At 72.1% G+C, this 21,995-nt stretch carries 15 protein-coding genes; 11 read left to right on the top strand and 4 right to left on the bottom strand.

What is annotated here, in order from left to right:
• Positions 1-35 precede the first annotated feature (35 nt).
• A complete protein-coding gene (locus LIU39_RS13225; protein WP_227046868.1) occupies positions 36-1,502 on the top strand; it encodes a maltokinase N-terminal cap-like domain-containing protein in 1,467 nt (488 codons plus the stop codon).
• Positions 1,503-1,589: 87 nt separating this feature from the next.
• Entirely contained in the window at positions 1,590-4,055 is a 2,466-nt protein-coding gene (gene glgB, locus LIU39_RS13220) for a 1,4-alpha-glucan branching enzyme (RefSeq protein WP_227046867.1), read from the top strand.
• 99 nt (positions 4,056-4,154) lie between these two features.
• On the opposite strand, the gene LIU39_RS13215 is transcribed toward glgB, so the two are convergent.
• Both LIU39_RS13215 and LIU39_RS13210 read right to left on the bottom strand, forming a co-directional pair.
• The gene (locus tag LIU39_RS13215) at positions 4,155-4,571 is read right to left on the bottom strand and encodes a DUF4259 domain-containing protein (protein WP_227046866.1); all 417 of its coding nucleotides are present in this window, start codon (positions 4,569-4,571) and stop codon (positions 4,155-4,157) included.
• Between the two features lie 111 nt (positions 4,572-4,682).
• Positions 4,683-6,428, bottom strand: a complete 1,746-nt coding sequence (locus LIU39_RS13210; protein ID WP_227046865.1) for an MFS transporter — start codon at positions 6,426-6,428, stop codon at positions 4,683-4,685.
• A gap of 108 nt (positions 6,429-6,536) precedes the next feature.
• Here LIU39_RS13210 and LIU39_RS13205 point away from each other — a divergent pair, with 108 nt between their 5' ends.
• Positions 6,537-7,169, top strand: coding sequence for a TetR/AcrR family transcriptional regulator (locus LIU39_RS13205; protein WP_227046864.1), 633 nt, complete (start codon positions 6,537-6,539; stop codon positions 7,167-7,169).
• A 188-nt stretch (positions 7,170-7,357) separates the two neighbouring features.
• Here the strand turns inward: LIU39_RS13205 and LIU39_RS13200 are convergent, their stop codons facing one another.
• Positions 7,358-8,764 (bottom strand): cation:dicarboxylate symporter family transporter, encoded by a 1,407-nt coding sequence (locus LIU39_RS13200; RefSeq protein ID WP_227046863.1) that lies wholly within the window; start codon positions 8,762-8,764, stop codon positions 7,358-7,360.
• 143 nt (positions 8,765-8,907) lie between these two features.
• Here LIU39_RS13200 and LIU39_RS13195 point away from each other — a divergent pair, with 143 nt between their 5' ends.
• The 5 genes from LIU39_RS13195 (at position 8,908) to LIU39_RS13175 (ending at position 15,773) form a co-directional block, all read left to right on the top strand.
• Positions 8,908-10,599, top strand: a complete 1,692-nt coding sequence (locus tag LIU39_RS13195) for a sensor histidine kinase (RefSeq protein ID WP_227046862.1) — start codon at positions 8,908-8,910, stop codon at positions 10,597-10,599.
• 49 nt (positions 10,600-10,648) lie between these two features.
• A complete protein-coding gene (locus tag LIU39_RS13190; RefSeq protein WP_227046861.1) occupies positions 10,649-11,329 on the top strand; it encodes a response regulator in 681 nt (226 codons plus the stop codon).
• 162 nt (positions 11,330-11,491) lie between these two features.
• A complete protein-coding gene (locus LIU39_RS13185) occupies positions 11,492-12,205 on the top strand; it encodes a helix-turn-helix domain-containing protein (RefSeq protein ID WP_227046956.1) in 714 nt (237 codons plus the stop codon).
• A 165-nt stretch (positions 12,206-12,370) separates the two neighbouring features.
• The gene (locus tag LIU39_RS13180) at positions 12,371-13,150 is read left to right on the top strand and encodes an ABC transporter ATP-binding protein (RefSeq protein WP_227046860.1); all 780 of its coding nucleotides are present in this window, start codon (positions 12,371-12,373) and stop codon (positions 13,148-13,150) included.
• 61 nt (positions 13,151-13,211) lie between these two features.
• A complete protein-coding gene (locus LIU39_RS13175) occupies positions 13,212-15,773 on the top strand; it encodes an ABC transporter permease (RefSeq protein WP_227046859.1) in 2,562 nt (853 codons plus the stop codon).
• A gap of 76 nt (positions 15,774-15,849) precedes the next feature.
• Here LIU39_RS13175 and LIU39_RS13170 read toward each other — a convergent pair whose 3' ends face one another.
• Positions 15,850-16,875 (bottom strand): ATP-dependent 6-phosphofructokinase, encoded by a 1,026-nt coding sequence (locus tag LIU39_RS13170; RefSeq protein WP_227046858.1) that lies wholly within the window; start codon positions 16,873-16,875, stop codon positions 15,850-15,852.
• A 230-nt stretch (positions 16,876-17,105) separates the two neighbouring features.
• Here LIU39_RS13170 and pta point away from each other — a divergent pair, with 230 nt between their 5' ends.
• Genes pta through pyk form a run of 3 tightly spaced genes read left to right on the top strand, consistent with a single transcriptional unit; the run spans position 17,106 to position 21,944 of the window.
• The gene (gene pta / locus LIU39_RS13165) at positions 17,106-19,202 is read left to right on the top strand and encodes a phosphate acetyltransferase (protein ID WP_227046857.1); all 2,097 of its coding nucleotides are present in this window, start codon (positions 17,106-17,108) and stop codon (positions 19,200-19,202) included.
• Between the two features lie 45 nt (positions 19,203-19,247).
• Positions 19,248-20,459: an acetate kinase gene (locus tag LIU39_RS13160; RefSeq protein ID WP_227046856.1), complete on the top strand. Its 1,212-nt coding sequence runs from the start codon at positions 19,248-19,250 to the stop codon at positions 20,457-20,459.
• 60 nt (positions 20,460-20,519) lie between these two features.
• Entirely contained in the window at positions 20,520-21,944 is a 1,425-nt protein-coding gene (pyk, locus tag LIU39_RS13155) for a pyruvate kinase (RefSeq protein WP_227046855.1), read from the top strand.
• The last annotated feature ends 51 nt before the right edge of the window (positions 21,945-21,995 follow it).

Below are 21,995 nucleotides of genomic sequence, written 5' to 3'. Positions count from 1 at the left end.
ATCCTGTCGTGTGCCCGGGGAAAGGACGCGACGCCATGTCGGACACCGCCTCGACCCGTGCCACCGGAAACGCCGCCGACCGCCCGCTGACCTCCGCACCCGATCTGCTGCCCTCCCTCGCACCGCTGCTCGCCGACTGGGTGCCGCGGCAGCGCTGGTTCGCCGGCAAGGGACGGCGGATCACCGGCCTCACCCTGCTCTCCGCGACCGAGCTGCTGCCGTGCACCGCCGACGGCAACGGGCCCGGCCTGCTCCAGCTGCTGGTGCGCACCCGGCAGTCCGCGCCGCCGTCGGCCACGGCCGACTGCTATCAGTTGCTGCTGGGGGTCCGCCCGGCGCTGCCGTCGCGGCTCGCGCCCGCGCTGATCGGCCGGCCGTCCGGCGGCCCGCTCCGTGGCCGCGCCGTGTACGACGCGCTGCGGGACGGCCGGCTGTGCGGCCTGCTGCTGGAGCGTCTGCGGTTGCCGGGGCGGTTCGGGGCGCTGCACTTCTGCCGGGAGGCCGGCGCCGACATCCCCGCGGGGCTGCCAGGACGGCCGATCGCCGTGGAGCAGTCCAACACCTCGCTCGTCTTTGGAGATACGTTCATTCTCAAGGTGTTCCGGCAGATCACGCCGGGCATCAACCCGGATCTGGAGCTGCCCCGCGCGCTGGCGGACGCCAAGTGCCCACGGGTTCCCGCGCCCGTCGCCTGGTTCGAGGCCCGGCCTCCGGGGACCGGCGACGAGCCGACCACGCTCGGGGTGCTCCAGCCGTACCTGCAGGACTCGTCCGACGGCTGGCAGCTGGCGCTCGCCGCGCTGGCCGTCCGCACCGACTTCACCCCTGCCGCGCGGGCTCTCGGCCATGCCACCGCCGAGGTGCACACCGCGCTCGCGCAGACGCTGCCCACCGCCGAACTGGGCCGCCCGCAGCTGGAGTCGATCGCTGCCGGAATGAGCGAGCGGCTGGACACCACCGTCCGCGCGGTGCCCGCCCTGGAGCCCTACCGTGCCCGGCTGCGCACCGCGTTCGATGCGCTGGCCGCCGTCGGGCACGACGGGCGAAGCTGGGCCGCCCAGCGCATCCACGGCGATCTGCACCTGGGGCAGACGCTGTGCTCGGCGGGCGACGGTCGCTGGTCGCTGATCGACTTCGAGGGCGAGCCTGCCAGGCCGCTGGCCGAACGGCGCCGGCCACAGCCCGCGGTGCGCGATGTCGCGGCGATACTGCGCTCCTTCGACTACGCGGCCCGCAGCGGCCCGTCCGGCGGCGACGCCTGGTCGCTGGAGTGGGCGCGCCGCACCCGCGACGCCTACTGCCGGGGATACGCCGAAGCCGGCGGGCTCGCCCCCTGGTCGGTACCCGAGCTGATGCGCGCGTACGAGACCGACAAGGCGGTCTACGAAGTGCTCTACGAGGCCCGCCACCGGCCCGACTGGCTCCCCGTACCGATGGCCGCCGTCCGCCGCCTGGCAGCGGGGGCCGGCCGGCCGGCGGAGGGAGGCGGCGGGTGGGGGTGAGGGCGGTGGCGGGAGTGAGCGAGGTGATGGGCGCAATACCCGGCCGGGGGCTGCCCCCGCACCACCGGTGACCGTCCCGACCGACCGATGCCCCGCCGAGGAGGCCCCCACGTGACCGCCCGACCGCCGTCCCGCCGCCGCACCACCGCCCCGACCACAGCCACTGCGGAAGCGACCGCTCCTGCTGCCACTCCTGCTTCTTCCGCCTCCCCCGCTTCCTCTGCTTCCTCTGCTTCCTCTGCTTCCTCCTCGTCTCAGGTGCCCGCGGGCGCGGTGAGCGTGCCGGATTCCGTGGTGGCTCCGGCCGCTGCCCGGCCGGGACGGACCGCTGCTGCCGGGCCGAAGGGCGGTGGGCGCGGGGTGCGGGCCGCCGAGCCGCTCGCCGACGAGGACCGCGAGCGGCTGCTGGGCGGGGCGCACCACGATCCGCACGGGCTGCTCGGCGCGCATCCGGTGCCGGGCGGGGTGCTCGTCCGGGTGCTGCGGCCGTATGCGAAGGGCGTGACCGTCGTCGGCAAGGGGCTGCGCGCCGCGCTGCGCCCCGAGGGTGACGGGCTGTTCGCGGGAGTGCTGCCGCTGCGCACCGTCCCGGACTACGAACTGCAGATCGCGTACGCGGACACCACCCTGACCGTGCGGGATCCGTACCGCTTTCTGCCCGCGCTCGGCGATCTCGATCTGCATCTGCTGAGCGAGGGCCGGCACGAACAGCTCTGGCACGCGCTCGGCGCCCGCGTCATGGAACACCAGGGCCGGGCCGGCACCCGCTTCACGCTCTGGGCGCCCAACGCCCTCGGCGTGCAGGTCATCGGGGAGTTCAACCACTGGGACGGCACCGCCTTCGCGATGCGCTCGCTGGGCTCGTCGGGCGTCTGGGAGCTGTTCCTGCCCGGGGTCGGCGCCGGCGAGCTGTACAAGTTCAGGATCACCCGGCCGGACGGGACGCCGACCGTACGCGCCGACCCGATGGCCCGCAGGGCGGAGTGCCCGCCCGCCAACGCCTCGGTCGTGGACGAGTCGGGCTACGCGTGGCAGGACGAGGACTGGCTGGCCCGGCGCGGCGCGCGGCCTGCCCACGAGGCGCCGTTCTCCGTCTACGAAGTGCACCTCCCTTCCTGGCGTCCCGGCCTGTCCTACCGCCAGCTCGCCACTCAACTCCCTTCCTACGTCAAGGATCTGGGCTTCACGCACGTCGAGCTGATGCCGGTCGCCGAGCATCCTTTCGGGGGGTCCTGGGGCTATCAGGTGACGGGTTTCTTCGCCCCGACCGCCCGGATGGGCACCCCGGACGACTTCCGGTTCCTGATCGACGCGTTGCACCGGGCCGGTGTCGGCGTGCTGATGGACTGGGTGCCCGCGCACTTCCCCCGGGACGACTGGGCGCTGGCCGAGTTCGACGGGCGGCCGCTGTACGAGCCCGCGGATCCGTCGCGGGCCGCGCACCCGGACTGGGGCACGCTGGAGTTCGACTACGGGCGCAGCGAGGTACGCAACTTCCTGGTGGCCAACGCCGTGTACTGGTGCGAGGAGTTCCACATCGACGGGCTGCGGGTGGACGCCGTGGCCTCGATGCTCTACCTCGACTATTCGCGGGCGGACGGGGAGTGGACGCCCAACGAGCGCGGCGGCCGGGAGAACCTGGACGCGGTCGCCTTCCTCCAGGAGATGAACGCGACGGTCTACCGCCGCTGCCCCGGTGTGGTCACCATCGCCGAGGAGTCCACGGCCTGGGACGGCGTCACCCGCGCCACGCATCATGAGGGGCCCGGCGGGTTCGGCGGCCTGGGCTTCGGGCTGAAGTGGAACATGGGCTGGATGCACGACTCCCTCGTCTACGTCTCCAAGGAGCCGGTGCACCGCAAGTACCACCACGGCGAGATGACCTTCTCCATGATCTACGCCTACTCCGAGAACTATGTGCTGCCGATCTCGCACGACGAGGTCGTGCACGGCAAGCGCTCGCTGGTGTCCAAGATGCCGGGCGACTGGTGGCAGCAGCGGGCCACCCATCGCGCATACCTCGGCTACATGTGGGCCCACCCCGGCAAGCAACTCCTCTTCATGGGGCAGGAGTTCGCACAGGGCGCGGAGTGGGCGGAGAGCCATGGTCCCGACTGGTGGCTGCTGGATCCGTCGTACGCGGCGGAGCCCGACCACCGGGGAGTGCGGGACCTCGTCCGCGATCTGAACCACCGCTACGGCGGCACTCCCGCGTTGTGGGAACGGGACACCGATCCGGCCGGTTTCTCCTGGATCGATGCGCACGCAGGCGACGACAACGTCTTCGCCTTCCTCCGCTTCGCCATCGACGGATCCCCCCTCCTCGCCGTCAGCAATTTCTCGCCCGTGGTCCGGCACTCCTACCGCCTCGGCGTCCCCGAGGACGTACCGGCCTGGCGCGAGGTGCTGAACACCGACACCCCGTGTTACGGGGGCAGTGGCATCGCCAACCCCGGTCTCCTCGCGCCGGAGCCCGTCCCCTGGCACGGCCGCGCCGCCTCCCTCACCCCTGTCCTGCCGCCGCTGGCCACCCTCTGGCTGCGGCCGGCCTGACGGGCGCGCGGCCCCGGCGCGTGCCCCGCGTCCCCCGGTGACGGGGCCGCCACGAACTCCGCTGCGGGGCCGCTCCGTTGCCCGCGCCCCGGCCCCGCCTCAGACCCGCTCTGCGGCGGGGCCGAGCGCCGTGCGCAGGCCGACCACCGAGGCGCGCCACTCCGGCCCGGCATCGGACTCGTCCCACAGTTCGGCCAGTTCGGAGTCGGGCGCGAGGACCCGGTCCAGGGCGTGCACCGCCAGGCCGGCCAGTTCGTCGGACGGCTCCGGTATCGCGCGACCGGAGCCGCACGCCGGGGCGACGGGAGCGCCACCGGGCCTGGCGGCGGCGAGCAACGCGGCCGCGGCCACGGCGACTTCGCCCTCGGGTGCCTCCAGGTAGCGCCGCTCCTCCGCCGCCTCGGCCAGCGCCGTGCGGACCGCGAAGAGCCGGCGGTTCTCCGGCAGCCCGGCGAGGCTTGCCGCGAAGTCCGCCGCGGCATCACCGCCGAACGGATTCGTCCCCCATGTCCCCATGCCCCGCTCCTCGTTCGCCCGCGCCGCTGCCCGCGGCGCCCGGTGTTTCTCCGTCTCCTGCATGGTGCCAGGCGGCACTGACAATCCTCGGGCCGCGAAGAACTCCGCAGGTCAGGGGCGTGGGCCGACGGACGTCCCGGTGCCGGATCCCGCCTGGCGGGTACGTCGCGGCAGCAGGACGGCCACCACGACCGTGCCGACGCCGAGCAGGACGGCGCCCACCAGGCTGGTGTGCGCGACCGCGTCGGCGAACGCGCCGCGCACCGCGTCGGCGACCGCGCCCGCCTGTTCCATGCCGAACGCCCTGGCCTGCTCGGCGCCCATCTTGGGAGCCGCGCCCGCGGCCGCCTGCTTGCCGACCTCCTGGGCCACCGCGAGGCCCGCACCGACCGAGTCCTGTGCGGTCGACAGCGCGTCCGCCGGGAGCTTCGGGCCGCCCTTGGCCGCAGCGGCGGCGGCGCTGTCGGCGAGTCCTGATGAGTAGGTGCCGGCCAGGATGGAGCCGAGGATGGCGATGCCGAGGGAGCCGCCCAGTTCGAGGGAGGTGTCGTTGACGGCGCCGCCGATGCCGAGCTGGTCCTCGGGGAAGGCGCCCATGATCGCGTCCGTGCACGGGGACAGCGCCAGGCCGATGGCCACGCCCAGGATGATCAGCGGGGCGACCAGGTCGGCGTAGGAGGACCCGGCGTCGATCCGGGTGAGCAGCGCGAGGGCGACCGTGCCGCCGACCATGCCGGCCGTGACGGTGACCTTCATGCCGAGCCGCGGGGTCAGGAAGCCGGTCAGTGCCGCCCCCACGAACACCGCGCCGGCCAGCGGCAGCATCCGGACTCCGGTGTCCAGCGGCGAGTAGCCGAGGACGAACTGGAGGTGCTGGGTGAGGTAGTAGAACGCGCCGAACACGGCGAGGAAGAAGAGCGCGACGGCGAGGTTGGAGCCGGCGAAAGCGCGCCGCGCGAAGCGGCGGACGTCGAGCACCGGGCGGGGGTGGCGCAGCTCCCACAGGATGAAGCAGAGGAGTCCGACGGCCGCGACGACCGCCGCGGTGACGGCGGCGGTGCCCCAGCCGAAGTGCGGCCCCTGGATGATCATGTAGATCAGCGCGCCGGTCCACACGACGGAGAGCAGGCCGCCGATGTGGTCGAGACGCTCGCGGTGGCCCGCCTTGGATGCCGGGACCACCAGGAGCGCGCCGATGATGCCGAACAGCGCGATCGGCACGTTGATCAGGAACGACGAGGACCAGGCGTGGTGTTCGAGCAGCGCGCCTGCGACCAGCGGGCCGACGGCGATGGCGAGCCCTGCGGTGGCGGTCCACACGGTGATGGCCAGGGCGCGTTCGCGGCGCGGGAAGGTGGCGGCCAGCAGCGAGAGGGTGGCGGGCATGATCATGGCGGCACCGACGCCCATCACCGCGCGCGAGGCGATCACGCCGCCCGAGCTGTCCACGAGGGCGCCGGACACCGAGCCGCCGGCGAAGACCAGCAGGCCGAGGACGAGGGCGCCGCGGCGGCTGTACTTGTCACCTATCGCGCCGAGCAGCAGCATCAGCGCCGCGTACGGGACGGTGTAGCCGTCGATGACCCATTGCAGGTCGGCGCTGCTGAGGCCGAGGTCGGCGGTCATGGCGGGGGCGGCGACGGTGAGCGAGGTGTTCGCCATCACGATGATCAGCAGGCTCAGGCACAGGACGGCCAGCGCCCACCAGCGCTTCGGGTAGGGCGGGGCGGAGTCGTCGGCGGGTGCTGTGGGGTCGGCCGGCCGAGGGTGTGGCCGGTGTTCTTCTTGAGGCGGTCGGGCCTCCTCGTGGGGCGGTCCGGCCGTGTCGACCGGCGTCCTGGTCCGCTTCATTCCCATGACACTCCACCTTGACGATCTTGCACAGTGCTGTGCAATTACACAGGCTGTGCAATTTATGTCATTGCACAGTGGCGTGCAAAATGGGGTGCCATCGAGGAGGAGCCCATGACGACCGGTCCGTCCAGTCCGTCCAGCAGCCGCGCCTACGCCAACCGGCGGCGGATCATGGACATCGCGCTGACCGAACTCCTGCAGGACCCGGACGCGAGCATGGACCGCATCGCGCGGGCCGCAGGCGTCGTGCGGCGCACCGTCTACGGGCACTTCCCCAGCCGGGAAGCGCTGGTCACGGCGCTGACCGACAGTGCGACCGCCGATGTCGCGGCGGCCTTCGACAGCGGTACGGACCCGGAGCTGCCCGCGGATCTCGCGCTGGCCCGCGCCACCGTCGCCGTCTGGCAGGTCGCCGACCGCTACCGGCTGCTGCTCGCGCTCGCCCGGCGCAGCGTCACGGACGAGGGGATCCGGGCGCGGCTGGAGCCGGTGCGGCGGTCTGCCGCCCAGTTGATCGGGCGGGGGCTGCGGGAGGGGTGTTTCCGTACGGATCTGCCGCCGCTGGCGCTGGCGCATCTGCATGAGCACACGCTGTTCGGCATCACGCAGGCGGTGAACTACGGCGCGCTCCCGGCTCGGGAGGCGGGGGCTGCGGCGGTTGCGGCGGTGCTGGCCACGGTGGGGGTGGCGGCGGAGCGGGTGGCGGAGTTGGCCGGTGCGGTGGCGGGTGTGGAGGGGGACTGACGGGGACGTCCGGGAGCCCTGGTCTGCCGAGAGGCTTGGCGGCCCGGTGGGTTGGCTGCGGGTGGGGGTGGGGGTGGGCCGGTGATCCCCGCACCCCGCCCTTCGGGCCTCGTCCTCCGGCCGTCTGCTCGTGCGCGGGTGGGGGCCGGTGAGGTGGCCCCCACAGGCGGGGTGTGGGGGTACGGGGGTCAGACGGCCGCGGGGGTCTTGGTGCCGTTGTTGTCCTGCGGGTCGGGGGTGTCGTGGGACGGGGGTTCGCCGTGGGTGTCGGCGGTGAGGGACTTTTCGTCGAACGGGAGGCGGCCGGCGAGTACTTCGTCGACCCTGGACTTGTCGATTTCCTTGGTCCAGGTGCCCACCAGGACGGTGGCGACCGCGTTGCCCGCGAAGTTGGTGAGGGCGCGTGCCTCGCTCATGAAGCGGTCGATGCCGACGATGAGGCCGACGCCGTCGACGAGTTCGGGGCGGTGCGACTGGAGGCCGCCGGCCAGGGTTGCCAGGCCCGCGCCGGTGACGCCGGCCGCGCCCTTCGAGGCGATGATCATGAAGACCAGGAGGGAGATCTGCTGGCCGAGCGCCAGCGGTTGCCCCATGGCCTCGGCCACGAAGAGGGACGACATGGTGAGGTAGATGGCGGTGCCGTCGAGGTTGAAGCTGTAGCCGGTGGGGACGGTGATGCCGACCACCGGCTTGCTGACGCCCAGGTGTTCCATCTTGGCGATCAGCCGGGGCAGTGCGGACTCCGATGAGGACGTGGAGAGGATCAGCAGGAACTCGCGCGCCAGGTACTTCAGGAGCAGGAAGATGTTGACGCCGGCGAACAGCCGCAGCAGGGCGCCGAGTACGACGATCACGAAGAGCAGGCAGGTCGTGTAGAAGCCGACCATGATGATGGCCAGCGACTTCAGCGCGTCCACGCCGGTCTCGCCGACCACTGCGGCGATGGCTCCGAAGGCACCCACCGGCGCCACCCACATGATCATCGAGAGCACCCGGAAGACCAGCTTCTGGAGGTGGCCGACGCCGCGCAGCACCGGCTCGCCCGCCTTGCCCAGCGACTGGAGGCCGAAGCCGACCAGCAGGGCCACCAGGAGCGTCTGGAGGACCTCGCCCTGGGTGAAGGCGGAGACCAGGGTCGTCGGGATCATGCCGAGCAGGAATTGCGACGTGCTCTCACCGCCGCCCTCGGTCTGGGCCTGGCCCGCGTGCCGGACGGTCTCGGTCAGGTGGAGCCCCGAGCCGGGCTCCAGGATGTTGCCGACGACCAGGCCGATGGCGAGGGCGACGGTGGACATCACCATGAAGTAGCCGAGTGCCAGGCCACCGACGGCGCCGACCTTGGCGGCCTTACGGACCGAGCCGACACCGAGGACGATGGTGCAGAAGATGACGGGCGAGATCATCATCTTGATGAGGTTCACGAAACCGGTGCCGAGCGGCTTCAGTTCGACGGCGACACCGGGGGCGGCGAAGCCGACGGCGATGCCGAGCAGGACGGCGGCGATGACGGCGATGTAGAGGAAGTGGGTACGGTCCCGCTTCTTCGGCACGGTCTTGCCGGTGGTCCCCTGGGACGGTGGGGTCTGTGCAGCCACGGCTGCCTCCTCGGTCTACGGCTGTGCGCTGATCTGCGGCTCCGGCACACAACAAGTCCCGGCGACTATGCACGTCGGGTGTGGCGCCCGTCACCCTTGCGTGCGTTTCGTTCATGTAAAAGTGACCGGGCAGACTGTTATGTATGCGTCTCCCCCGTCCCCGTACGCCGCGCCCGCTGCGCGGCCCGCGCAGCCTCGCCGGGCAGCTCTTCGCGATGCAGGTCCTGCTGGTGACCGTGGTCGTCGCCGGGTGCGTGGTCTTCGCGTACGTCAGCGCGGGGCGCCAGGCGGAGGAGACCGCGCGGCGGCAGGCCACGGCGGTGACCTGTGCGGTGGCCGATTCGCCCGCGGTCGTGGCGGCCGCGCGCAGTGCGCATCCGACGGCCTCGCTCCAGCCGTACACCGAGCGGCTGCGCCGGGACGCGGGGGTCGACTTCATCGTGGTGATGGCCACCGACGGCACCCGCTGGACACACCCCGAACCTTCGGTGATCGGTAAGACCTATTACGGGCACACCGAACGGGCGCTGCGCGGCGAGACGTTCCACGAGACGCACATGGGGGTGCTGGGCCCGTCCGTGCGCGTCGTCGCCCCGGTCCGCGACCCCGAGCACGGCAACCGCATCACGGCGCTGGTCAGTTCGGGCATCACCATCGAGTCCATCGGCGAGCAGCTGCGCGACCAGGTGCTCGCGCTGATCGGGGTCGCGGCGGCCGCGCTGGTCATCGGCGGGCTCGGCACGTACGTCATCAACGCGCGGCTGCGGCGGCACACGCACGGGATGAACGCCGCCGAGCTGAGCCGGATGCACGACTACCACCAGGCGGCGCTGCACGCGGTACGCGAGGGGCTGCTGATGCTCGACGGGCGGCGCAGGGTCGCGCTGATCAACGACGGCGGGCGGGAGCTGCTGGGGCTCGCGGACGACGCGGTGGGCCGGCCGGTGACGGAGCTGGGGCTGCCGGAGCCGCTGACCGGGGCGCTGGCCGCCACCGAGCCGCGGGTGGACGAACTCCACCTCACCGCCGAGCGGGTGCTGGTCGTCAACTCCTCGCCGGTCTCCGGCGGTGAGCACCGCGGCAGCGTCGTGACCCTGCGCGATCACACCGAACTCCAGGCGCTGTCCGGCGAGTTGGACTCGGTGCGCGGCTTCGCGGAGGCGTTGCGTTCGCAGGCGCACGAGGCCGCCAATCGGCTGCACACGGTCGTCTCGCTGATCGAACTGGGCCGCGCCGACGAGGCCGTGGAGTTCGCGACCGCCGAACTGGAGCTGGCCCAGGCGCTGACCGACCAGGTCGTCGGGGCGGTCGCCGAACCGGTGCTCGCCGCGCTGCTGCTGGGCAAGGCGGCACAGGCCAACGAGCACGGCGTCGAGCTGACGCTGACCTCCGACAGCCGGATCGACGACGGGCTGATCCCGCCCCGGCTGCCCGCCCGCGACCTGGTGACCGTGCTGGGCAATCTCATCGACAACGCCATCGACGCGGCGGCCCCCGATGCCGCGGGGCCGCCCAGGACACCCGCCGCCGGGCCGCCGCAGGTCCGCGTCACCGCTCACGCGGACGCCGGCGAACTGCTGCTGTGCGTCGCGGACAACGGGCCCGGCATCGGCGATGAGGCGGCCGACGAGATCTTCCGGCGGGGCTGGACCACCAAGGTCCCGGCGCCCGCAGCGCCGGCCCGCGGGCGCGGCCTCGGCCTGGCGCTCGTGCAGCAGGCGGTGCGGCGCAACGGCGGCACCCTCACGCTCGGCGCGGAGGACGGCGGCGGCGCGCGGTTCACCGTGCGGCTGCCGCTGCGCCCGCTGCCCAGATCGCGGGACGGCGTCTCATGAGCGGGCCGTGCGGCCCCGCCGGGCGCGGGAATGGGAGAAGGTGTCCGCGATGACCACATCCGCTATCCGGGTCCTCGTCGTCGAGGACGATCCGGTCGCCGCCGCCGCGCATGCCCTGTACGCCGGGCGGGTGCCGGGCTTCACGGTCTCCGGGACCGTGCACTCCGGCGCCGACGCGCGCCGCCACCTCGACCACCACCCCGTCGACCTGCTGCTGCTCGACCTCTACCTGCCGGACGGGCACGGCCTCCAGCTGATGCGCAGCCTGCGCGCGGCGGGGCACGCGGCGGACATCATCGCGGTCACCTCGGCCCGCGATCTGACGATGGTGCGCGAGGGGGTCTCGCTGGGGGTGGTGCAGTACGTGCTCAAGCCGTTCACCTTCGCCACGCTGCGCGACCGGCTGCTGCGCTACGCCGAGTTCCGGGCGACCGCGGGCGAGGCGAGCGGCCAGGACGAGGTGGACCGGGCAATCGCCGCGCTGCGTGCCCCGCGCCCCGCCGCGCTGCCCAAGGGACTGACCGCCGCCACTCTGCGGGCGGTCACCGATGCGCTGCGCGCCGCCGATGACGGGCTGTCGGCCACGGAGGCGGCCGCCGGGGTCGGCATCTCCCGGATCACGGCCCGCCGCTATCTGGAACATCTCGTGGAGGCCGGCCGCGCCGCGCGGGCCCCGCAGTACGGCCAGGTCGGCCGGCCGGAGCTGCGTTACCGCTGGTCAGGGCATTGACGGCGGTTGCCCGAGCGGCGGCGTGGGCGCCGCGGCAGGGCCGCCCGGCGGGCGCATACCGCCGTGACCGCGGCCGAAAAGCCCCTTGCGCCCGTACGTTCCTACGACGTTGACGCTTGGGCGTACGCACCATAGGTGCCGCGATCCGGCGTCACCTACCGTGTGCCGGTGAGCACGCATGCCGAAGAGCCCCGCAGGCCACCCTTCGACGCCGAGGCCGCCCGGCGGCTCCGCGAGGGCCTCGGCATGACCCCCGCACACGTCGCGTACGGCATCCGGGCCGCGTACGGCATCCCGGCGACGGCGGCCACCGTCGCCTCCTGGGAGCTGGCCGAGACCTCGCCGACGGAAGCCGAACTCAGCGCGCTGGCCGGTGCGTTGTGGTGTGCGCCCGCCGACCTGATCGGCGTGCCCGGCACGCTGCGCGAGTACCGCTTCGCGCGGGGCCTGGCGGTCGCGGATCTGGCACTGCGGATCGGCATGGACACCGCCGCCTACCGTGAGCTGGAGGGGGGCGGCGCCTGGCGGGGCAGTGACCGGCAGGCGGCCGCGCTCGCCGATGCGCTGTCGCTGCCGCTGCCCGCCCTGCTCCGCTTCACCGGCCAGGAGGAGCGCCTGGCCGAGCTGCTGCACAGCGCGGCGACCGCCCGCTGGCAGCCGTACGTCCGGCCGGTCGGCAAGCTCGTGCCGCTGCCCAGGGAGCGGCTCCAGGAGGTGCTCCAGCACCTGCACGACGCGTACCAGTCGACGATGGTCGCCTCGCTCAACTGGGGCGGCGGGGGCAGCGCCGCCTCGTCGGGCAAGGCCGGCCGCGCCTTCCTCGACCGCATCCTGGAACACTTCTGGGAGCGGGCCGGGGAGACCGGCGAAGGCTGACGCGCCGTCGGCCGAAGGTCGGACGGCCGTCCCCCCAGGGGATGACCCGGAGGGTGCGGGTGGCACTTCCGGCCGGTCGGGCTTTCGGTCCCTGGGGGTGACGTGCGCGGTGACGTGCTCATTCAACAATTGAGGCATCACCGTTCCCCCTCCCCAGGAGTCCCCGTGTCCTTCGCGGCTGCCCCCACCCCCGCCCGCACCACCGCGGCCGTCGCCGCCCGTGCGACGGATCTCAGCAAGGTCTACGGCCGGAACGAGACCCGGGTGGTGGCGCTGGACTCGGTGTCCGTCGAGTTCGGCAAGGGCCGCTTCACCGCGATCATGGGGCCTTCGGGTTCCGGCAAGTCCACGCTGATGCACTGCATGGCGGGCCTCGACTCGGTCTCGTCCGGCTCGGCGCGGATCGGCGACGCGGAGCTGGCCTCGCTGAACGACAAGCAGCTCACGCGGCTGCGCAGGGACCGGATCGGCTTCGTCTTCCAGGCGTTCAACCTGCTGCCGACGCTGACCGCCGAGGAGAACATCACGCTGCCGATGGACATCGCGGGCCGCAAGCCCGACCGCGAGTGGCTGCACAACGTCATCGAGACCGTCGGCCTGTCCGGGCGGCTCGGGCACCGGCCGGCCCAGCTCTCCGGCGGCCAGCAGCAGCGGGTGGCCGTCGCGCGGGCGCTGGCCGCCCGGCCGGAGATCATCTTCGCGGACGAGCCGACCGGCAATCTCGACTCCCGCTCCGGCGCGGAAGTCCTGGGCTTCCTGCGGGAGTCGGTCCGCGCGATGGGCCAGACCGTGGTGATGGTCACCCACGATCCGGTCGCCGCCTCGTACGCGGACCGGGTCGTCTTCCTCGCCGACGGCCGGATCGTCGAGGAGCTGTACGAGCCGACCGCGGACTCCGTCCTGGACCGGATGCGGATGTTCGACTCCAAGGGCCGTACGAGCTGACCCCGCGCGGCGCCGCCGCACCCGCCCCATCCGCGCCACCGGACCCAGGACTGACACCACCATGTTCCGTACCGCATTGCGCAACGTCTTTGCGCACAAAGCCCGTTTGCTGATGACCGCGCTCGCGGTCATGCTCGGCGTCGCCTTCGTCGCCGGCACCCTCGTCTTCAGCGACACCGTCGGCGAAGCCGTCAAGAACGCCTCCGCCAAGAACCTCAAGGACGTGGCGGTCTCCGTACGGGCCGTCGACGTCGGCAACCCGGGACCGCCGGAGGACGGCAAGCGGTCCACCGCCCTCAACGACGCGCTGGCGCACCGGATCGGCGGGCTGCCCGGTGTCAGTGCCGTACGTGCCGACGTCTCCGGCAGGGCGACCCTCGCCGACAAGGACAACCAGCCGATCGGCGACAGCTGGCAGAACCGCGCCGCCAACTACCAGCCGGGCAAGGACGGCAAGGACAGCCGCTACCCGCTGGTCAAGGGCCGCGGCCCGGCGGACGGCGGCGAGATCGCGCTGGCCGAAGGCACCGCGAAGGCGGCGGGCTACCGGATCGGCGACACCGTGCGCTTCGCCGTCGACGGGCCGGTGCAGACGAAGAAGCTGGTCGGCATCGTCTCGACCGACGACCCGCAGGTGACCGCGGGCGGCAGCCTGGCGCTCCTGGACACGGCGACGGCCCAGAAGCTGTACCTGCACCCCGGCCAGTACGACGAGCTGGTGGTGGCGGCCGAGCCCGGCACCGACCAGCAGGCGCTGACCGGGAAGATCCGTACGCTGCTGCCCAAGGACCGTGCCGAGGCCATCAGCGGCGCCCAACTCGCCGCGGACCAGGCCCGGATGATCGCGGACCAGAACAAGGCGCTGAGCCAGACGCTGCTGACCTTCGCCGGTATCGCCCTGTTCGTCGGCATCTTCATCATCGCCAACACCTTCACCATGCTCATCTCCCAGCGCAGCCGCGAGATCGCGCTGCTGCGTGCGGTCGGCGCCTCCCGGCGCCAGGTCGTCCGCTCGGTGCTGGCCGAGGCCGGTCTGCTGGGCCTGGTCTCGTCCGTCGTCGGCTTCGCCCTGGGCACCGGTATCGCGGTGGGCCTGCGCGCGGTGCTCAACGCCAACGGCGCGGGCTTCCCCGGCGGTCCGGTCATCATCACCCCGGCCACGGTGGGCGTCGCGCTGGCCGTGGGTGTCGTGGTGACCGTCCTGGCCGCCTGGCTGCCGTCCCGCAGGGCCGCGAAGATCGCCCCGGTGGAGGCGCTGAACACCGTCGAGGCGCCGCCCGCGCCGCGCGGCCTGGTGATCCGCAACTCCCTCGGCGTCGTCATCGGCGGCCTCGGCGTGGCGATCATGTGCTACGCCTCCACCCTGACGTCGTCCGAGGACATGCCGGTCGCCATGGCGGGCGGCGTCCTCACCATCACCGGCGCGGTGATCCTCGCCCCGCTGCTGTCCCGGCCGCTGGTGTCCCTGGCCGGCCTGGTCACCGTCCGGCTCTTCGGAATCGGCGGCAAGCTGGCGAAGGAGAACGCGCTGCGCAACCCGCGGCGCACCGCCGCCACTTCGTCGGCGCTGATGATCGGTCTCGTCCTGATCACCGGCATGACGGTCCTCGGCAGCTCCGTGCAGCAGGCGATGGACGCCCAGATCAGCCGCGGGCTGACCGCCGACTACAAGGTCGCGACGACGAATTTCGCCGGTCTTGACCCCGCTGCGTCCCGTAAGGTCGCGCAGCTCCCGGGCGTCGACCAGATGGTCCCGCTGCGCACCACCGGCTTCCAGGCCGCGGACGGCTTCTCGGACGTGACCGGCACCGACCTCACCCGGATCGGCAAGGTCGTCCGGCTCTCCTTCACCAGCGGTTCGTTCACGGCGCTCCAGGACCTCGGTCCCCGGGGTATCGCCGTCTCGCAGAGCACGGCCAAGGGCCAGGGCTGGCACACCGGCGACACCCTGACGGCGACGTTCGACGAGGACAAGCCGAAGGCCCGGCTGAAGATCGCCGGCGTCTACGAGGACAACACGATCGTCGGCGGGGCGCTGGCCACCACGTCCCTGGTGGACCGTTACCTGGTGACGCAGAAGAACGACCAGCTGCTGGTCAAGGCCAAGGGCGGGACGTCCCAAACGCTGGAGCGGCAGATCCGCCACACGCTCGGCGACAGTCCGCTGCTGAAGGTCCAGGACCACGACGCGCTGCGCAAGGAGCAGTCCGGCCCGATCGAGATGCTCGTGAACATGGTCTACGGCCTGCTCGGGATGTCCGTGGTGATCGCGATCGTCGGTGTCGTCAACACCCTCGCCATGTCGGTCTTCGAGCGGACCCGTGAGATCGGGATGCTGCGGGCGATCGGGCTCTCCCGCGGCGGCATCAAGCGGATGGTGCGCCTGGAGTCGGTGGTCATCTCGCTGTTCGGCGCGGTCCTCGGCATCGCGGTCGGGATCTTCCTCTCCTGGTCCGTCGGCTCCATCATGAGCAACGGGCTCCCCGCGTACGCGCTCAAGCTGCCGTGGGACCGGCTCGGCCTGTTCGTTCTGCTGGCGCTCATCGTCGGCATCCTGGCCGCGCTGTGGCCGGCCCGCCGGGCGGCCCGGCTGAACATGCTGGAGGCGATCGGCGCGCAGTGAGCCCCGGTGTGCCGACGGCGGCGCGCTCCCTCACCAGGGGGCGCGCCGCCGTCGTGCTGCTGCGGGGGGCCGGGGCTCAGAAGACCGACTCGGCCTCGTGCATGCGGTGCGCGGGCACCCGCTTCAGTTCGGTGACCGCGTCGGCGAGCGGCACCATCGTGATGTCCGTGCCGCGCAGCGCGGTCATCCTGCCGAAGTCGCCGCGGTGGGCGGCCTCGACGGCGTGCCAGCCGAAGCGGGTGGCGAGCACACGGTCGTAGGCGGTGGGGGTGCCGCCGCGCTGGACGTGGCCGAGGATGACCGGGCGGGCCTCCTTGCCGAGGCGCCTTTCCAGCTCGGCGGCGAGGGCGTTGCCGATGCCGGAGAACCGTTCGTGGCCGAACTGGTCGATGGCGCCCTTCTTGTAGTCCATGGAGCCCTCGGCCGGGTGCGCGCCCTCGGCGACGCAGATGACGGCGAACTTCTTGCCGCGGGCGAAGCGCTCCTCGACCATCGTGACCAGGTCGTTCACGTCGAATCCGCGCTCCGGCAGGCAGATGCCGTGGGCGCCGCCCGCCATGCCGGACTCCAGCGCGATCCAGCCGGCGTGCCGTCCCATGACCTCGACGACCATGACCCGCTGATGCGATTCGGCGGTGGTCTTGAGCCGGTCGATGGCTTCCGTGGCGACGCCGACCGCGGTGTCGAAACCGAAGGTGCGGTCGGTGGAGGAGATGTCGTTGTCGATGGTCTTGGGGACGCCGACGACCGGCAGCCCGGCGTCCGACAGCATCCGCGCGGCGGTGAGTGTGCCCTCGCCGCCGATCGGGATGAGGACGTCGATGCCGTAGTCCTTGGAGTGGTCCTTGGCGTTCTCGCAGGCTTCGCGGAGCCGGGCGCGCTCCAGCCGGGACGAGCCGAGGATGGTGCCGCCGCGGGCGAGAATGCCGCTGACGGCGTCGAGGTCGAGCTTGCGGAAGCGGCCGTCGAGCAGGCCCGCGAATCCGTCCTCGAAGCCTATGACCTCATCGTCGTGCCCCGTCAGGGCGCGGTGGACGACGGACCTGATCACAGCATTCAGGCCGGGGCAGTCGCCGCCTGCGGTGAGGACTCCGATACGCATCGTGCTGTGTCTCCTGTGCTCGCTGTCGGACGTGAGAGCCGGTCCGATTGTTTCACGGCGCCGTGGGCCCCGCCCTCACTCGCCCGGTACCCCTGCGCTCTCCGGCGCCGCCGTCTCGGGGAAACTGGGAGAGCGACGTATCCACAGCCGCGGGTATTGTCAAGAGGGGCAAGCTCACCATAACGGCTGAATTTGACCATGCCAGCAACGGAATGGATCGGAGAGCACGCGTGACGCGCAGCGTGTACGTGACCGGTATCGACCGCGGCGACGGCCGCCAGGTCATCGAGCTGGGAGTCATGGAACTCCTCACCCGCCACGTCGACCGGGTGGGCGTCTTCCGCCCGCTGGTCCACGACGGACCCGACCGGCTGTTCGACCTCCTGCGGGCCCGCTACCGGCTGACACAGCCCGCCGACTCCGTATACGGCATCGGCTACGACGAGGCCGCAGCCCTCCAGGCCGAGCAGGGCACCGACGAACTGGTCTCCCGGCTCGTCGATCGCTTCCACCGGGTGGCACGGGACTACGAGTACGTCCTCGTGCTCGGCTCGGACTACGCGGGCACCAGCCTGCCGGACGAGCTGAGCCTCAACGCCCGGCTCGCCAACGAGTTCGGCGCCGCGGTGATCCCGGTCGTCGGCGGCCAGGGCCAGGAGGCCGAGTCCGTACGCGCCGAGGCCCACAATGCCTACCGCGCCTACGACTCGCTGGGCTGCGATGTCGTCGCGCTGGTCGTCAACCGCGTCGCGCCCGGCCTGCGCGAGGCGGTCGCCGAGCGCCTCGCCGCCCGGCTTCCGGTGCCCTGCTACGCGCTCCCCGAGGACGGCGCGCTGTCCGCGCCGACCGTCGCCCAGATCGTGCACACGCTCGGCGCCGAGGTGCTGCTCGGCGACGACTCCGGGCTCGCCAGGGACGCCCGCGACTTCGTCTTCGGCGGCGCGATGCTGCCGACCTTCCTCAAGGCGCTGACCCCCGGCTGCCTCGTGGTGACCCCCGGGGACCGCGCCGACCTCGTCATCGGCTCGCTCGCGGCACACAGCGCGGGCGCCCCGCCCATCGCCGGTGTCGTCCTCACCCTCGACGAGCGCCCCGGGCCCGACATCATGGCGCTGGCGAGCCGGCTCGCCCCCGGCACCCCGGTCATCTCGGTCCCGGGCGGGTCCTTCCCCACCGCGGGCGAGCTGTTCGCCATCGAAGGCAAGCTCAACGCCGCGTCGCCGCGCAAGGCCGAGACCGCGCTGGGCCTGTTCGAGCGGCACGTGGACACCACCGAGCTGACGAACCGCATCTCCGTCGCCCGCTCCGTCCGGGTCACCCCGATGATGTTCGAGCACGAGCTGATCGAGCGCTCCCGCGCCGGCCGCCGCCGCGTCGTACTGCCCGAGGGCGGCGAGGAGCGGGTGCTGCGCGCCGCCGATGTGCTGCTGCGCCGCGACGTCTGCGACCTGACGCTGCTCGGCGACGAGGAGGCGATCCGCAAGCGCGCCGCCGAGCTGTCCATGGACCTGGCGGGCGCCCAGATCATCGACCCGCAGACCTCCCCGCTGCGCGAGCGGTTCGCCGAGCGGTACGCGGAACTGCGCGCGCACAAGGGCGTCGGCTACGAGCTGGCCTTCGACGTGGTCGCCGACGTCTCCTACTTCGGCACGCTGATGGTGCAGGAGGGCCTGGCCGACGGCATGGTCTCCGGCGCCGTGCACTCCACCGCCGCGACCATCCGCCCCGCCTTCGAGATCATCAAGACCAAGCCGGGTGCCCAGATCGTGTCCTCGGTCTTCTTCATGTGCCTGGCCGACCGGGTCCTGGTCTACGGCGACTGCGCGGTCAACCCGGATCCGGACGCCGAGCAGCTCGCCGACATCGCCATCCAGTCGGCCGCCACCGCCGCCCAGTTCGGCGTCGAGCCGCGGATCGCGATGCTGTCGTACTCCACCGGCACCTCCGGCTCGGGCGCGGACGTCGACAAGGTCCGCAAGGCCACCGCGCTGGTCCGTGAGCGGCGTCCCGACCTGCTGGTCGAGGGGCCGATCCAGTACGACGCGGCGGTGGACGCGGCGGTCGCGCAGACCAAGCTCCCCGAATCCGATGTCGCGGGGAAGGCCACCGTGCTGATCTTCCCCGACCTCAACACCGGCAACAACACCTACAAGGCCGTGCAGCGGTCGGCCGGCGCGGTCGCCGTCGGCCCGGTCCTGCAGGGCCTGCGCAAGCCCGTCAACGACCTGTCGCGCGGCGCGCTGGTCCAGGACATCGTCAACACCGTGGCCATCACGGCCATCCAGGCGCAGGGCGCGCAGCCCGGCGCCGGGCACACCGCCGGCTGACGCCGCCCTCCCCACACCCTTTGCACCCCATCCGGAAAGCCCTCCATGACTGCCACCGCCTCCCGCGTCCTCGTCCTCAACTCCGGCTCCTCGTCGGTGAAATACCAGCTGCTCGACATGGCCGACGGCACCCGCCTGGCCGCCGGGCTCGTCGAGCGCATCGGTGAGGCGACCTCGCGGCTGACCCACACCCCGCTGGCCACCGGCGGCGAGGTACGCGAGGCCGAGGGCCCGATAGCCGACCACGAGTCCGCGCTGAAGGCGGTGGCCGACGAGCTGTCCGCCGACGGCCTCGGCCTGGACTCGCCGGAACTGGCCGCGATCGGGCACCGGGTCGTACACGGCGGCCTGAAGTTCACCGTGCCGACGGTGATCGACGACGCGGTGCTCAAGGAGATCGAGCGTCTGGTGCCGGTCGCGCCGCTGCACAACCCGGCGAACATCACCGGCATCAGGACGGCCCAGCAACTCCGCCCCGACCTGCCGCAGGTCGCCGTCTTCGACACCGCGTTCCACACGACCATGCCGGAGTACGCGGCCCGCTACGCCATCGACGTGGAGACCGCCGACGCGCACCGCATCCGCCGCTACGGCTTCCACGGCACCTCGCACGCGTACGTCTCGCGCAAGACCGCGGCGCTGCTCGGCAAGGACCCGTCCGAGGTCAATGTGATCGTGCTGCACCTGGGCAACGGCGCCTCGGCCTCCGCGGTGGCCGGCGGCCGCTGCGTGGAGACGTCGATGGGGCTGACGCCGCTGGAGGGCCTGGTCATGGGCACCCGCTCGGGCGACATCGACCCGGCGGTCACCTTCCACCTCAAGCGGGTCGCCGGGATGTCGGCCGACGAGACCGACGAGCTGCTCAACAAGAAGAGCGGCCTGGTCGGCCTGTGCGGCGACAACGACATGCGGGAGATCAGGCGCCGCATCGACGCGGGCGACGCGCGCGCGCAGCTCGCCTTCGACATCTACATCCACCGTCTGAAGAAGTACATCGGCGCCTACTGCGCCGTCCTCGGCCGGGTGGACGCGGTGGCGTTCACCGCGGGTGTCGGCGAGAACGCCGCGCCGGTGCGGGAGGCCGCCATCGCCGGCCTGGAGGAGATGGGCCTGGCCGTGGACGCCTCGCTCAACGCCGTGCGGTCCGGAGAGCCCCGGCTGATCTCGCCCGAATACGCCAGGGTCGCGGTCGCCGTGGTGCCCACCGACGAGGAGCTGGAGATCGCCCAGCAGACATACGCCCTGGTCAGCGCCTAGTCCCTGGTGTTTCCCCCGGGGGAATATTCCGCTCCGAAACAAACCGATAGGATTCAGCCCATGCGCCGTTCGAAAATCGTCTGCACCCTGGGCCCCGCCGTCGACTCCTACGATCAGCTCAAGACGCTGATCGAGGCCGGAATGAACGTGGCCCGTTTCAACATGAGCCACGGAACCCAGCCGGAGCACGAGGAGCGGTACCACCGCGTCCGCAAGGCATCCGAGGAGACCGGCCGCGCCGTCGGCGTGCTGGCCGACCTCCAGGGCCCCAAGATCCGCCTGGAGACCTTCGCCGACGGCCCCGTGGAGCTGGTGCGCGGCGACGAGTTCGTCATCACCACCGAGGACATCCCCGGCGACAAGACCATCTGCGGCACCACCTACAAGGGGCTGCCCGCCGATGTCTCCAAGGGCGACCCGGTCCTGATCAACGACGGCAATGTGGCCCTCCAGGTCGTCGAGGTCGACGGCCCGCGGGTGCGCACCATCGTCATCGAGGGCGGGGTCATCTCCGACCACAAGGGCATCAACCTCCCCGGCGCCGCGGTGAACGTCCCCGCGCTGTCCGAGAAGGACGTCGATGACCTGAAGTTCGCCCTGCACATGGGCTGCGACATGGTGGCGCTGTCCTTCGTCCGGGACGCCAAGGACGTCCAGGACGTGCACCGCGTCATGGACGAGGTCGGCCGCCGGGTTCCGGTGATCGCCAAGGTCGAGAAGCCGCAGGCGGTCAACAACATGGAAGAGGTCGTGATGGCGTTCGACGCCGTCATGGTCGCCCGTGGTGACCTGGCGGTGGAGTACCCGCTGGAGAAGGTCCCGATGGTGCAGAAGCGCCTGGTGGAGATGTGCCGCAGGAACGCCAAGCCGGTGATCGTGGCGACCCAGATGATGGAGTCGATGATCACCAACTCGCGGCCGACCCGCGCCGAGGCGTCCGACGTCGCCAACGCCATCCTCGACGGCGCCGACGCGGTCATGCTCTCCGCGGAGTCCTCGGTCGGCCAGTACCCGATCGAGACCGTCAAGACGATGTCGAAGATCGTCGAGGCGGCCGAGGAGGAGCTGCTGTCCAAGGGGCTCCAGCCGCTGGTGCCCGGCAAGAAGCCGCGTACGCAGGGCGGCGCGGTGGCCCGCGCGGCCTGCGAGATGGCGGACTTCCTCAACGGCAAGGCACTGGTGGCCTTCACCAAGTCCGGTGACACGGCACGCCGGCTCTCCCGTTACCGCGCCGCCCAGCCGATCCTGGCCTTCACCACCGACGCGGCCACCCGCAACCAGCTCGCGCTGAGCTGGGGTGTGGAGACCTTCGTCGTGCAGCACGTCGACAACACCGACGCGATGGTCGACCTGGTCGACGCGGAGCTGCTCAAGCTCCAGCGCTACAGCCAGGGCGACACCATGATCATCACTGCCGGTTCGCCCCCCGGCGTGCCCGGCACCACCAACATGGTGCGGGTGCACCACCTCGGCGGCGAGAGCTGACCGCCCGCCGACGGCGCTGACGGACAACGGCGGTGGGGGGGCCCCCCCGCG

The sequence above is a fragment of the Streptomyces pinistramenti genome (genome assembly GCF_020564935.1).
GTDB classification, from domain to species: Bacteria; Actinomycetota; Actinomycetes; order Streptomycetales; family Streptomycetaceae; genus Streptomyces; species Streptomyces pinistramenti.
Note: the sequence above shows the minus strand (reverse complement) of the source record. Positions and strands in the feature narration are given on the sequence as shown.